Annotated in this window: 14 protein-coding genes and 3 pseudogenes; 5 read left to right on the top strand and 12 right to left on the bottom strand. The window is 39.8% G+C overall.

Annotation, left to right across the window (positions count from 1 at the left end; genetic code table 11):
- Together WH390_RS15630 and WH390_RS15625 are read right to left on the bottom strand one after the other, a co-directional pair.
- A complete protein-coding gene (locus tag WH390_RS15630) occupies positions 1-231 on the bottom strand; it encodes a hypothetical protein (protein WP_395971331.1) in 231 nt (76 codons plus the stop codon).
- A gap of 24 nt (positions 232-255) precedes the next feature.
- A complete protein-coding gene (locus tag WH390_RS15625) occupies positions 256-573 on the bottom strand; it encodes a hypothetical protein (RefSeq protein ID WP_395971329.1) in 318 nt (105 codons plus the stop codon).
- Between the two features lie 77 nt (positions 574-650).
- Here WH390_RS15625 and WH390_RS15620 point away from each other — a divergent pair, with 77 nt between their 5' ends.
- Positions 651-773, top strand: coding sequence for a hypothetical protein (locus WH390_RS15620; protein WP_406850738.1), 123 nt, complete (start codon positions 651-653; stop codon positions 771-773).
- A gap of 348 nt (positions 774-1,121) precedes the next feature.
- On the opposite strand, the gene WH390_RS15615 is transcribed toward WH390_RS15620, so the two are convergent.
- The 8 genes and pseudogenes from WH390_RS15615 to WH390_RS15580 form a co-directional block, all read right to left on the bottom strand.
- Entirely contained in the window at positions 1,122-1,388 is a 267-nt protein-coding gene (locus WH390_RS15615) for a helix-turn-helix transcriptional regulator (RefSeq protein ID WP_395971327.1), read from the bottom strand.
- Between the two features lie 56 nt (positions 1,389-1,444).
- Entirely contained in the window at positions 1,445-2,065 is a 621-nt protein-coding gene (locus WH390_RS15610; RefSeq protein ID WP_395971325.1) for a helix-turn-helix transcriptional regulator, read from the bottom strand.
- Positions 2,062-2,334 carry an ash family protein gene (locus WH390_RS15605; protein ID WP_395971323.1) on the bottom strand — a complete coding sequence of 91 codons (273 nt, stop codon included), beginning with the start codon at positions 2,332-2,334 and terminating at the stop codon, positions 2,062-2,064. The genes WH390_RS15610 and WH390_RS15605 overlap by 4 nt, the downstream gene beginning before the upstream one ends.
- Positions 2,335-2,561: 227 nt before the next feature.
- Positions 2,562-3,020 (bottom strand): DNA-3-methyladenine glycosylase, encoded by a 459-nt coding sequence (locus WH390_RS15600; RefSeq protein ID WP_395971321.1) that lies wholly within the window; start codon positions 3,018-3,020, stop codon positions 2,562-2,564.
- 56 nt (positions 3,021-3,076) lie between these two features.
- The gene (locus WH390_RS15595; protein ID WP_395971319.1) at positions 3,077-4,048 is read right to left on the bottom strand and encodes an Rpn family recombination-promoting nuclease/putative transposase; all 972 of its coding nucleotides are present in this window, start codon (positions 4,046-4,048) and stop codon (positions 3,077-3,079) included.
- Between the two features lie 45 nt (positions 4,049-4,093).
- Entirely contained in the window at positions 4,094-5,266 is a 1,173-nt protein-coding gene (gene mobP1, locus WH390_RS15590; protein WP_395971317.1) for a MobP1 family relaxase, read from the bottom strand.
- 12 nt (positions 5,267-5,278) lie between these two features.
- Positions 5,279-5,533 carry a hypothetical protein gene (locus tag WH390_RS15585; RefSeq protein ID WP_395971315.1) on the bottom strand — a complete coding sequence of 85 codons (255 nt, stop codon included), beginning with the start codon at positions 5,531-5,533 and terminating at the stop codon, positions 5,279-5,281.
- 224 nt (positions 5,534-5,757) lie between these two features.
- A pseudogene (locus WH390_RS15580) lies at positions 5,758-6,972 on the bottom strand (IS91 family transposase).
- A 428-nt stretch (positions 6,973-7,400) separates the two neighbouring features.
- Here WH390_RS15580 and WH390_RS15575 point away from each other — a divergent pair.
- Both WH390_RS15575 and WH390_RS15570 read left to right on the top strand, forming a co-directional pair.
- Positions 7,401-8,540 (top strand): conjugative transfer relaxase/helicase TraI domain-containing protein, encoded by a 1,140-nt coding sequence (locus tag WH390_RS15575; protein WP_032116535.1) that lies wholly within the window; start codon positions 7,401-7,403, stop codon positions 8,538-8,540.
- A gap of 39 nt (positions 8,541-8,579) precedes the next feature.
- Positions 8,580-8,988 (top strand): annotated as a pseudogene (locus WH390_RS15570) (transposase); the annotation flags it as partial.
- A gap of 240 nt (positions 8,989-9,228) precedes the next feature.
- Here the strand turns inward: WH390_RS15570 and WH390_RS15565 are convergent.
- Positions 9,229-9,417 (bottom strand): annotated as a pseudogene (locus tag WH390_RS15565) (ParA family protein); the annotation flags it as partial.
- Between the two features lie 190 nt (positions 9,418-9,607).
- Positions 9,608-10,543 carry a replication initiator protein A gene (locus tag WH390_RS15560; RefSeq protein WP_032116537.1) on the bottom strand — a complete coding sequence of 312 codons (936 nt, stop codon included), beginning with the start codon at positions 10,541-10,543 and terminating at the stop codon, positions 9,608-9,610.
- Positions 10,544-11,227: 684 nt separating this feature from the next.
- Here WH390_RS15560 and WH390_RS15555 point away from each other — a divergent pair.
- Together WH390_RS15555 and WH390_RS15550 are read left to right on the top strand one after the other, a co-directional pair.
- Positions 11,228-11,500 carry an HU family DNA-binding protein gene (locus WH390_RS15555; RefSeq protein WP_032116538.1) on the top strand — a complete coding sequence of 91 codons (273 nt, stop codon included), beginning with the start codon at positions 11,228-11,230 and terminating at the stop codon, positions 11,498-11,500.
- A gap of 565 nt (positions 11,501-12,065) precedes the next feature.
- Entirely contained in the window at positions 12,066-13,532 is a 1,467-nt protein-coding gene (locus WH390_RS15550) for a UvrD-helicase domain-containing protein (protein ID WP_032116539.1), read from the top strand.
- Positions 13,533-13,731 lie beyond the last annotated feature (199 nt).

Raw genomic sequence — 13,731 nt, 5'->3', positions numbered from 1 at the left:
TTACCTCCTTTTTTTATCAGGCTGTGTTCTTTCCTCCTCGGTGCCTAAAATGCGCTTTAAATTATCCCTTGCTTCATCGCCATGTCGTTCAACCACATAGTTAATAAATTCAGAGATAGTGACGGGACGCCCAATATAATGACCGATATCGAGCACGATTTTATCGAGGCGGTCACGTAATGCCGCGCCAACATAAATATTTTTCCCCGGACGCGAAAGTTGTTTAAACATTATCTTTTTCCTTGATAAAGAGGACTAGCGGCGGCGGCGATTTACCGCATAGAGGCAAGTTCTGGGTAAACAGCAGTTAGTAAAACTGGCTTCTTCTTTTTTATTCCTCATCTGTAATCCTGTTTTTAACGTATAAAGAAAATCGGCCAGCATATCGGTATTATCTCGTTTTTTATTTAATATTTTTCTCCATATTGAATCAATAATCTCTTCGGTTGAACGGGACATTTTTTCATATCCCCTAATAATACTGAGTCTTAATAGCCGTATTTCATCGTTTTCTTTGCACTGTTCACGATAGCGCATTTGACGACGCTCACGGCAGCGTTGACGAGCGTTCATTCATTTATCCCCCTAAAAGAAGATTTATGGTAAGTACACCAGAAAATACTTACTACAAATCCACCTATTGGTGATTTGTGTACACCTGTGTCGGCATACATCCAGCCAGAAAGCGTTATAAGCTCCGCCTTGAGCGTAAAAATCAAGGCTACCGGCGATCAACCCGTTATTCCGTCGCTAATTTTTTAGCAGCGAAATAACGAGCCATGCAGCATGACTACATCGTTTTCCGCCATACTGCGGATCGCCGATACCGATTTGTTAAAGAGCAGGCGCAACTATTCAGATAACAGGCACCTCTACCAACACTGGATGTTTTCAGAATCAGGTCACCCGGAAAACGTGGGCGAGGGAAGATGATGCATTAAAAAATCAGGTCGGGGTATGGAGGGAACCTCCGTTTTCCATAAAAATAAAAACATAAAAATCAATAACTTAAAAACAAAAATAAATAAAATGCATATTTATCAATGAGATAAAACAAATGTTATTTAAAATAACACTCCACAAATTTTGTGGATAAATTGCAGAGTGTTTTCTCATTAAAGTCACGTAGAGGCGATTAATTTAATAAAGGCATCTTGAATAATAAAATTAAATAACGCCTTTAATTCAGAAGAGGAATTAAGTTCGTACTTATGCATTGCGCTGTTCAAATGATTATCTATCGTACTTACACTAATATTAATTTTTAAAGCGATTTCACTCCTCGTTAATCCAACCCTAAAAAGTGATAAAATTTCGATTTCTCTTTTAGAGAGTTTTGGAAAAAGTTCTGAGTAAGGCGTAAAATCTTCAATCCGAAAATACTTCATTATCCCCCCTGTTCAGTTAGCGTAACCGTCAGAGCACATCACTCTGACGACGAGTCTTAAACGCTAATGACTTGACTACCAGAAGGTAGAAATTCAGGAGGAAGGTATTGATTTATACCGTTAGTGCGGCAATAGCTTCTAAATTGCCTACAGTTATGCACACCCGATTTCTGATAAATCGATTGCAAGTTGTTTTCTATCGTCCGATGGGACAAATTAAGTTTTCTGCCAACTTCTTTGCTACTTAATCGCTGTAGTGTAAAAAATACAATTTGGCGCTCTCGCTGACTAAATCTGCAATCTGACTGAATCAGATTAATGGTATAAGGTGACTCACCTTCGATATATTCAAGCAGCGATAAAAACAAGAAGGGTTGAGCATAAAAAAATGCTCCTTGATAAACGTTCTTTTCATCGAAGCGCGGAAAAAAATCAAACCGCAACGGTTGAGGCGGTTTTTTGTAACCAGCGGGTAACGTACTCAGCAGCGATAACGGCAATCTTTTATTACGCGTGATCTCTTCGCGTGCATGAAAAACATCCAATACTTGAGAAGATTCTACCGTCATCCCCAGAATATCGGTCATCGCGGCATTGGTATAAACCTCTGATTCAGCGTCAGTAAAGCCGCAGGGGATCGTGAGACTTTGGCAAAATTGCTTGATGGGGCTGTTCATGCGGCACCCCCTATCTTCAGAAGGGATGCACGTTGGCGCGGCGTCAAATGACGTGAAATACGCGCAAATTCAGCGAGTATGGCGGGTCTGGCGTTATAGACACGCTGGCAAAAAATGGAATGCAGACTTTTAGGGCGAGTTTTAAGTAGGATAGTAGCCATAATAGCAACCTCAGTAAGTAGCTGGTTTTCGCTACCACTGGAGTTCCTACACTCATGGGTGGTAGCCCAGACGGGGGTAGGAATACCGGCCTTACTGATACCGGCCACCACAAAGGATGCCCCACCTGAGCCACCATAATTTACAGGTATGCCTAGGCGTTTTTGCGACGTAAAAAAAGACGCATGGCGCGTCTGGTGTCGCCAGTAAGATACACAGGTTCCTACACCCGGTTAACCATTGAGAGTTAACGTCTAAATTATAGCGCCTGAGAGGAAAATCGGCAAGGATATCTTAATAGAAGTAGGTGTATATTGAGGGTCACTCTTAACCGTGTTTACATTGACTTAAAACGCCATAATTTGTCAGTGCCAACTTTTATGCCGATTCTTGGTGTGGCAATGTATTCTGGTCTGGCTGTGGTATCGTAAACACAAAAATTATGCGATTGTGTTAAATCAATCTGGTTATTATTTTTCGTGATAGTTAATTTTTTGCACAGTTTACCCGGCCCATCCAAAGCAATAACTGTGGGTTTGTATAAATCGATTCCCCGAATTAAAACTGCCGCTGGAAATCCTTCACGTTCGGTCACAATATTCAGGCAATGGTACATGCCGTAAATAAGATAAACATAGGAAAACCCGGCAGCACCAAACATGACGGCTGTTCGTGGCGTACAGCCTCGCGCGGCATGACAGGCCGGATCATCCTGCCCGATGTAGGCTTCTACTTCGTTGATAACACCATAATAATCAGCAAACTTTAAAATTTTTCCCAACAAATCCTTTGCCACACAAAGCGTATCACGCTCATAAAATGAGCGAGGTAAATAGTATTACTCGACATCGATTAATCCATCAGTGCATTAATCTCAGCATCAGAAAGCCCCGTCGACATTTTGACAATTGCCCGATCAATACCATTGGCTAAAAGCTGGCGCGCTATGGTTCTGGCAGATTCTTGCCTACCTTTTTCTATGCCTTTTTCAATGCCTTTTTCTATGCCACGCTGCTCACCCAGATGAATGCCTTTTTCTATGCCACGCTGTTCACCAAGTTTCTCGCCTTCTTGCCGTAGCTGCTCTGCAATAGTCATCACCACCTCCCGATAATCAGTTGCTCTTTCCGCAATCTGGTGCAAAAATTGCTTTGCATCAGAAGTATTTCCTCGTTCTACAATATAACAGATTAATCCTCGAAATAGCTCAGGCTGCAATACCCACTGATTGAGCAAGGATGCTATATCCTGACTTAATTCTAGCATATCGCGGGTGCGAATATGCTTCATCACCAGCTCCATCAGGGCAACATGTCGATGTGTGACAATCTCCTCATCCGGGATGGCCGTCACGTCAACCAGAGGAAACGCCTGCATATAGACAGACTTTGCCAGTTCCGGATCAGCAAAACAATCCAGACAATGGGTACTGTAGGGATACGGCGAAGTGTTACCTTGATAAAACAGCAGCGGGATCACCACTGGCAACTGATCGTTGCCCTGCTCAAGATGCCGTTGCATCGCCGCCACCGCATAGCGCATCAAACGAAATGCCATCAGCTTTTCTGGGCTGCTCTGGTGCTCGATAAGGCAATAGACGTAACTATCATGACCCGCTGTGGTCTTCATCGAATAGAGCATATCCGAACACTGGCTACGCAGGTCTGGCTCAATAAAGCTTCCGGACTCCATCGCCAGCGTACTAAAATCACACAATTGACGAAGTTTTTCCGGTAAATGAATTTGCAGAAAATCCCTTGCGATGGTGATATCACCAAGGAATTTCTTAAACAGACTGTCATGGTGGGAAAGTGTCTTTTTCATTAATGCATTATACCTATGAGGGATAACCCTCGCCATTCTTTCACATTAAAATTTGAATATCCCGACGCGAATACCCAGCTTTTGTTTCTCCTGAAGTTTAACTGTTGCTTCCTGATTTTGTTTAAACAGCGAAAAACCGCGCTGTTGCTTCAACAACTGCTCTGAGGTATCCAATGGTTTCAATTTATCAAACGGCGCGGGCTTGATGCCCATTGCACCCTGATTTTCGATGCGCCAGTTATTGCGCTTGTGATTTGCCCATCCCTGCTGATTGCCCTTCCCATCAGTCAGCGGCACTTTTACTGTGGTTTCTCCCTCCTTGCGCATTTTTATCACACTGCCAACTTTTACCCCTTCACGCTTGATTTCATCAGCAATATTGCTACCCCATCGTGTCATCTCTGTTTTGTTTTTCAGGGTGCGCAGCGTGATATAGTTTTGCTGCTTGTTTTTTGGATCAAACAGGTAATTTGTCCGACCGAACTCAACCACTTCAAACAGATTTCGTAGGCGATCAGGCTCACGTTTAAGCTGCTCTTTCTTCCCGAACTCATATTTATGGGTACATTTGACGTTATAGCCCATTTTTTGCAGGTTTCCGGCAAACTTCTCGCGTAACTCGCGCAGGTCTTTTTTACGAATATTAATCCGCTTACCGCCATTATCAGGAATGCGAAGCAATGCATGAACATGTGGATGATGTTCTTTATCAGTATGGTATGCCATCAGAACGCGGTTTTCAGGATATTTTTCTTTTAGTGTCTCCTCTGCCGCTTTAAGCATATCTTTTTCCGATACCTCCGCTATCTTCGGTGATGAAAACACCATATTATGCACCAGATTAGGTGAGCGGTCATGGGTGTACTGCTTTTTATCTTCATCATCGATAAGCGATTCATACGCTTCTTTTCGTTGTTCCCGGTCAGCAATGTGATATTCCACGCCATTGTTATCACGTAAAGTTATTTCCCCTTCTCGTGCAATATAGTTTATTTCATTTTTAACCCCGCGAGGCCGGTTAGCGCTGCCGGTGATTTTTACCATTACTTCACGACTCGCTCCTTTCTGTAACATCCGGCTTTGAATGTTCTTTTCATATTTTGCGCCACCGTTACGCATTTTAAAGTTATACGGTGTCCTTCTGGCCTGCTCCTGTTGCCCCCGTAATTTACGGGATTTATATTCATCATCCGAATTTTTACCTATTCTTTTTGACATAAAATTCCCTTATCATTTTGGCGCATTACGGATTTTTACACTACGCACATTCACAGCAGCATTAGTCAATTGCCGCACGGATTTTTTCACGTCCTCAACGTCCTTATTGAGTTTTTTCACCGCTTCCCACAATTCTGTTTGTTTTACATCATGATACTGACGTTGACGAATAATCGTAGCCAGATTACGCCCCACGGTATTGACGGCATTTCTTGCCCGGCGTAACTCTTCTACTTCCTCATCCAGAAGAACAGGCTCCGTCGTCATGGCAAGGTTTAACAAAATGTATAAGAATTTCACAAAATGTATAAGAATTTCAAAAATAATTTAACGAAAAATTAACATTAATTATTAAGCAGCATAACGGGTATCAAACGTGATTTTTTTCTTTTTGAGGCGAGAGAAAGATTTGTCAATAAGCGGTAATGATGTTTTTATGAACAATATGAGTTAACTTTGTACAATTGAGTGGATTTTAAGTAGATCTCCCCTTACCCCAAAAAGGGGACGTAACGCATTCGAGCAATCTCTAAAGCATGATCGACTAATTGAGCTATCCTCAATCCTTCGATAAAACGAGAAAATTTCATCCTGCCACCACAAAGAATGCAACTAAACGGATCGACTCCTAAAAACCGCTGGCTTAGCAGGGTAAAAGTCATCGAACGTTTTCTTTTGAATGCCGATTGTCCCACTGCTTTTCTAACAATATCGAGTAATTTTCCCACCACTCGATTTGCCAAAAACCAAAATAACGGATCATCCGAAAATGTTTCTCGGGGATCTGTTTGATAAGCCGTAAAATTAATTCTTTCTGGGTTAAATCTAAATTTTTATAATGACCGGTATTATGGTCGAAAAACCGCAACGTAATGCGACTTCCTCCATCATAATGCGCTAGCCTTGCGCCAGAGACTGGCGGTTTCTTCAGGTAACGCCCAATATACTTTGCTGTTTTTTGGGCATTGGATGTCGGGTCGGCAAAATAAACATGCCAATAATCTTTACCTTCAGCATTTTTCCCTGCATTCAGAATAAACCGCTTCCACTCATCATAATCTCTTATGTGCTGTAAACTTTCAGGTAGGTAAATTTTCCCCAGACAGAAAGAAGATATTGTCGAATATTCCACATCCAACGTTTTCTGACTTTAGCGAGGTCAAATTGCATCGACTTCCATTTTTCATTTTGATTGATGCCGCCCATTGTCCATGAGAGATGAATATGCGTGTTCCAGTTTAGTTTTCTCCCATAGGTATGTAGCGCACCAAAAATACCCATTGTTAATCCCCGTTTTTTGCTGCATAAAGTAAATTGTCCGCAGCAAACGGGAACAGTTTCCCTAGTAACCATCGATTCAATTCAAAGAGAAGCCAAAGACTATCCGGCATCGTAAACGTACCATGTTGCCATTCGACATCCGGTAAACGCATTATATTTGTGTCTATCCAAGTATCCGTGGCTTTTGTTCCACAGGATGGACAACCTCGTCCCTTGCAGGTAAAACAAACTAACTTCTGATGAGCACAATCTTCATTTTCACAACAGTATTGACGGAACCCCATCATCGTTGTGCCACAGGCTAACATTTTTGTTACCACCTCGATTTCAATATCTCTCAGTTGGGTAGTTTCCATGATCGCCGCCCATGCATTATTCCGCTCAAAAAGCAATTTTAACGGTTTGGGTTGAAAATCAGCTCTCATCGGGAAGTTAACTCACGGAAAAAAGAAACGAAATTAGCCATTTAACGATTAATAACTGTCATGTTTTAGGGTGAAAAAATAATCAATTTTAACGTTGCAGGATTATTTAACCAAATCTTATTTAACTAACCGACAAAACACGCTATAAAACGTCCTGTATCACTTTTTATGAAGAGATATACGATGGGTAATAGGGAATGATAGGTTTTTTTATTTGATAGCCTTAAAATCAATTACAGGCGGTTTTTTTTATGTCTGTACTTACTGGTTATCGATTTGCAGCCGTAGGCTGATTCGTTCAAAGGCAAAAACACCCAGTTACCCCTGATTAAACAAAATATACCTATTATCACATTAATGAAACGTCAGCAGATGGCACCCTCTCACTGCATCAGTCTGACAATCACCAAGAGCGTTATCTTTCAGTAATGACGCTAAATCCCGATGCCGTCACATTGTATCAGGCGCATAAGATAACCGTCAGTCCAGGCGAAAAAATTAGGCTGACCGTCACCGATAAAGAACGTATGGCGGCAAATAATGAGATAGGGATAGTGAAAAAAATTGAAGGGGATACCTTGTTAATTGATTTTAATGGTAAGACATTAACCTATCAACCCAATCAGGAAATGAGCGACCGGCATCTTGATTATACCTATGCCGTTACCGCTTATGCTTCACAGGGTGCATCCGTGCCTTATGTGATTGTTTATGATGGTGCGAGTGACAACAAAGCGAAACTGGCCGCGCTGGATAATACTTATGTCGAATTCTCACGCAGTAAAACCCATGTTCAGGTCTACCTCGACGATACCGAGAAATGGATAAAGCACATTGAAACCCATAGCGGTGAGCGTTTTTCAGCCCATGATTTTATCAAACGTCAGGATGACCAATTGGCAGTGAGTGAAAAAACTTTGTGGGAGCAAAGCAAAGTTATCACCCAAACCGCATTAGCGAAAAAAGTAGACCCAGTCATCGCCGAGGCAGGAAGATTAAGTTCCCTAAATAAATCCCCTGAAATCTTATTGCCCGTTGTCAATGAAAACGGTATCCACCGTGGCAACTACCATTTGCCAGTAGGGATTTATACGGGCAATATTGATTTTGAAAGCGCCAGTTATCAGGGTGCGAAAGAAGGTAAGTACATCATTCTTCAGAAGGGCGATGAAAGTGTGGAACCCAAAACCTATCAGACTGACCAGTTACCAGGCGCACTAAAACAAATAGAAACGGATACTACCATCGTGATAGAAATTACGCAGGAAAAAGAGAAGCTCAACGAATTAGCAACTACAGTAGAAGAAAGTCTTTCCATCGATATAGATAAAGCGTTAAACCTTGACATCAGTGAGACATTGTTAAAAGATGTGGAGAGTAAACTCCTTGAGAGTGAGGATAGCGAAAAATTGATGAATGACGAGGAGTTGTCATTACCAACCGAAAACAATCTATCGATAGACGAGGCAGACTCCGATAAAGAATCTAAACGATTAGATAACGATGAAGTGAATATTTTACATCACGAAGAAAAACAAAAAATTAAAGAAAAAGAGTATGGGGATTAAATTTCTGGTTTAAATAAAAATTAACCACATTAAATATAACGTATAATTTCTTTGTATTCGAGAGGGTTAACGGTTCGAGATATTCAGGCACATTTTCAAGAAGTCTATGGAGTTGAAGTGTGTCCGGAACCTTCATTTCTCAGGTAACCAATGAGGTGATGGAAGAGTTAAAGGCTGGCAGAAGAGACCGCTGGAGGGGCTGTATCCTATCGTTTATCTTGATTGTATTGTTGTTAAAAGTCAGGATTCCGGCGTAGTCATCAACAAATCCGTTTACCTCGCTTTGGGCATAAATATCCATGGAGAGAAGGAATTGTTGGGCTTGTGGATAGCAAAAAGCGAAGAAGCTAAATTCTGGCTATCGGTGATAACAGAACTCAAGAATCGAGGCTTGCAAGATATTTCAATAAAATGGACGATGCCTATCAAAGATTGGAAACCCGCCATGAGTCAATTTATGTTGATGTACGGTGATCGGATCACCTGCTAACGGAGGAGCCATTTACACAAAAAATTTTACAGACCCATAAAACCTTAACGTAGTTCCCTGCACTTTTCCGCAAACTACCCGCTTATTGATAAATCTTTCTCTCACCTCAAAAAAGAAAAAATTACGTTTTATCCCCGTTATTCTGCTTAATAATGTATGTTAACTTTTTGTTAAATTATTTTTGAAATTCTTAGACGTTGAAATTAAGGGTTGTATATTGAATTGCAATCGACGTCTATGCCAATCAACCGTAGTGGATTGTTGTATATCGAGATCAGCAATTTTAGTTCTTAAGCCCTCTATTGTTGCTTCTCTAGCTAATGCTCTGCTTAAAGTACTTTTTCCTACCCCACCTTTCTGTGATACAAACGCAATTATACATGTCATGTTATCACCATTTTTAGATAAAATATATCTATCCGCAAGCTATCTGATATATATTAGCTATCTTTCAGATAGCTTGTTAATATACATTAGATAATAATAAATGAGGTTTATTTTGCAAGCTTTCAGCTACCTTTTTTTTAGCTAGCTATAAGATATAAAAAAGGTAGCTGCTATCTAATTTATATAAATTTCACTTATTCAATAAGTGTTTTTTTATCTTATAAACTTCACGTTTACCTTTTTCTCTCTTACGTGAAGCTTCTGCCTGAGGAGTATTTTGATTGCGATTTTTAAAAATTATTTTATCAGTGGTGGAATTAAAAAGAATTTCATAATCAGGAAGATCATTCGTTTTAGCTAATTGCTTAATATTAAATTTGAACTTAGATAAAGCTGCTGTACTACCTGTTTTAGCATATAATTTATCGAGTGAAATAATAAATTCATGCTGATTGCCACAGTGTTTACGCGCTATTTCATATAATCGTCTATCGATTGCTTTCCTGATACGAAAATAATCAGGACTAATTTGTAATACCTTAGTTTTTGTGATTGCCTGATAAAGCCATTCAGGTAATGTAAGTTCAACCATACCAATTTCAAGTTGACCCTTTTTATCTTCCAAAATTCTAGCTTTATCAATTAAACCAAAAATGGCGGTTTCTTCCTTATCTTCCGAATATACGATATTCGTTTCAATGGTAGTACCTTTTAATCGAGATAGTGCTTTTTTTAATTCTCGATAACCGACACCACTTGAACTACGATTAGTCGTAACAAAAAAGTCATATGGGGTAAAAGTTATAATACGACTAATTGGGCGCCCGTTATTAATGGCTTCTTGTAATTTAGATATAGCATAAATCCAAATATCCTTATCAAAAATTGTTGCTAATCCAATTTCAACCGCTGGCCTAACAGTAACGATTACACTACCATTTTTATATTGTCTAATTTTTGTATCACCGCCTTTCAAGGCAAAAAAAGGATGCTCCATACTGGCAATTTCATCGCGAAAAGTTGAAACATCAACCTCGTCGGCAATGAAAAACTCTAATTGCTTATGTTTACGTGGGCGTAACGTCTTCAAATTGCGTTTTCCTGTTTTCTTTGTATGATCAACCACAGCCTCTCTCCTAGATTGATTAGGATTGTTGGTTAGAGCTCATTCAGTGTTGATAGCACCGAATGAGCTTGTTTATTTTTTTAAATGATCTTTTCGTAATTTAGGAATTGCGAAATTCATCGTAATTTAAGAAAATTATAGCATACATATCGTAATTTAGGAACTAATGATAAAATCAGAGCGTTAATTAATCAAAAACTGCAAAAAAAACTGTGGACAAACTCTCAAGTCATTCGTAATTTAGGAAAAAAGTATCGTAATTTAGGAAAAAAGTATCGTAATTTAGGAAAAAAGTATCGTAATTTAGGAAAATATTATATTTTTTTATATAGTAAAAACATAACCTTACTACTCTTTTTTTGTCTTTTAACTCTTTTAACTTATACATAACTAAATATAACTTCGCGCACGCGAGGTTTTTCTGTGGATAACTTTTCATCCAATAAAACTCTAACCGAAAAATATATTACTACTGAGTGACCGTATTTCTTTTTTGCAATTGTGATATTCCGCTTCCTCGTCTGCTCACTCGCTCCGCTCGGTCACAGACTTGCGGCGAGCGGAGGAGTTTTAATTAAAAAGATTTTTTTGTTTTTTTTTGGTTAATTACACTGAAACATTGCACTATTCAGTTGCTACAGCTAGCATCACTAGAATTAAAGTATCCACTCATTCAGGCACAACATGAACAAAACAGAACTCATCAATCAAATCGCTGAAAAAGCTGACTTAACCAAAAAAGATTCAGAGAAAACACTTAACGCATTCATCGAAACGGTGACAGAAGCACTAAAGGCGGGAGATGACGTACAGCTAGTTGGCTTTGGTAGTTTTCAGGTTAAGCAACGCGCAGCCAGAGATGGACGCAACCCCAAAACGGGTGAGACACTTAAAATTGCTGCTGCAAACGTACCGAGTTTTAAAGCGGGTAAAAGTTTGAAAGAAGCGGTCAAATAACATGACCGAAAACGATGTACGAATTAAAACGCCTGTACAAAACACAATTTGACTATTTTTGTACAGGTGTTTTGTATAGAGTCCGAAACCGAACGATTTTGAACAGCAAGAATCACCTATCAGAAACTAAAAATCGTTAAATCTAATCATTTTTGAAAATTAAAACAGAAATACCCGTCATAACCACCCCTAAAACCGCCTGTAATCCATTCTGAGCTATTTTCTCGATAAAAACGTAAATTCTGTACAGCAAAAAATTCATTGGGTCTCAAAATGCGTTTAGCGAATTTTTCATTTTCGGATTTCAAAGAAAGAAAAAGCCAACTTTTGAAGTTGGCTAATTATGTTGATGGAAATTTTTTATTTCTAATAATCAAATATCGACTCATGGCAACTCAATCATAAACTTTCAACAAAGATTTTCAACTCCGTATTTCACAATCAAACCCATCCAAATTGTTATATTTTGCCAACTAATTTTACAGGCTATGCGTTTCGGCAAATGTAGACGTTTTATCTACAAAACTATTTATTGGATTCTCTGGTAAACTTATAGCATTAAGTTATGCAGGAAAAAATTTTGATAAATCCAACGCCAGAACAACAAGCTGTCATTGACTGGCAGGGCGAGAAGCTTGTGGTTAATGCTTTTGCCGGAACAGGGAAAACCTCAACGTTAGTGAAATATGCCGAAAAGCATCCGGAACTCCGGATGCTCTACATTGCGTTTAATCGCTCAGTGAGGGAAGAGGCGGATGAGAAATTTCCGGCTAATGTGCTTTGTAAAACATCCCATCAACTAGCATGGCCTGGCTTTGGTAGAAATTACGCTAATCGATTAACCCATTCTCTGCGTCTTTTTGATATTGCCAATGCTACTCAGAGCGATGACTGGCTATACGTAAAAGCCATTCAGGACACCTTAAAGAACTTTATGTGCAGTGTCGATAATCAGATTATGTTACGCCACTGTCCCTCAATATTGATGGGGGAAGTCAAAAAATCGTTTACGGCTAATGAGGTTGTCATCCAGAGTGAACGACTCTGGCGTCGAATGATTGACCTTGCTGATAATTTCCCCGTTATTCATGATATGTATTTGAAGCTGTACCAACTCTCTCAACCTAACCTTTCCCCTCGTTTTGACGTTATTTTGTTTGATGAAGCGCAAGACGCTAATCCGGTTACTCACGATATTGTTTTTCGTCAAACGACGAAATTAGCGATGGTGGGTGATGCTCATCAACAGATTTATCGTTTTCGAGGGGCGGTCGATGCATTAAAGGCGCCTTTGCTTAGTGATGCTGACCGTCTCTGGTTAACGCATAGCTTTCGCTTTGGTACTTGTATCGCAGATATGGCTAATGCATTACTGGCCATGAACGGTGAAACGCATCAAGTGGTTGGCAGAGGGGAAAAAGATGACATTCTCATTGATATGCCTAAGCAAGGTTTTCCTCACCGCGCCATCCTCAGTCGAACGGTAGCAGGCGTAATTGGTTCAGCGCTCGAAGCCAGTAGCAAAAAAGCAACTATCTATTGGGTCAACGGGATACATGCTTATCGTATCGATGAATTAATTAACCTTCACTGGTTTTCACTCGGTAAGCGAAAGAAGATGAGCAACCAGCGGCTTTACACCGAATATCGCAATTATTCCAATTATAAGCGCATAGCGCATGCCAGTGGCGACCAGGAAATGTTGCAATCTATCAAAATCATCGAAAAATTCACGCCATTACCAAAAAAAGTGGATGTTTTACGGAAACGAACGGTAGATACTGAAGATGAAGCCAGTATTACCGTTACCACTGCCCACCGAGCAAAGGGATTGGAATGGGACATTGTCGAAATCAATAATGACTTTCCGAATAATCTCTTTGACCCTAATATGGACAAAGCAGCCTTTAGAGATGAAATCAATTTGCTGTATGTCTCAGCGACCCGAGCGAAGAAGACACTTATCATCAACAAATTGTTGGTAAATATTCTGGCCAACGTTGCTGAGAATGAAAAAACGGCACAAACTTAACTCAGGAATACCTGTAAAACAGCCTGTAATCGATTTTGAGCCGTTTTCCTGTGATTAGTCATGAAAAGTTGCCAATAGCAAAAAATAAACGCACCTGAGAAGATAGGGTGCGTTTTTGTGTGGCTGGATTATGATATCTAATATGTAATGAATAAATAGCGTATTTAATATAGCGGGTTTGTTTGCCATAATTCAATCT

Source organism: Candidatus Arsenophonus nilaparvatae, assembly GCF_045346035.1.
Taxonomy (GTDB): Bacteria; Pseudomonadota; Gammaproteobacteria; order Enterobacterales; family Enterobacteriaceae; genus Arsenophonus; species Arsenophonus nilaparvatae.
The sequence above is the reverse complement of the archived record's forward strand: the minus strand, read 5'-3'. Positions and strand labels throughout refer to the sequence as shown.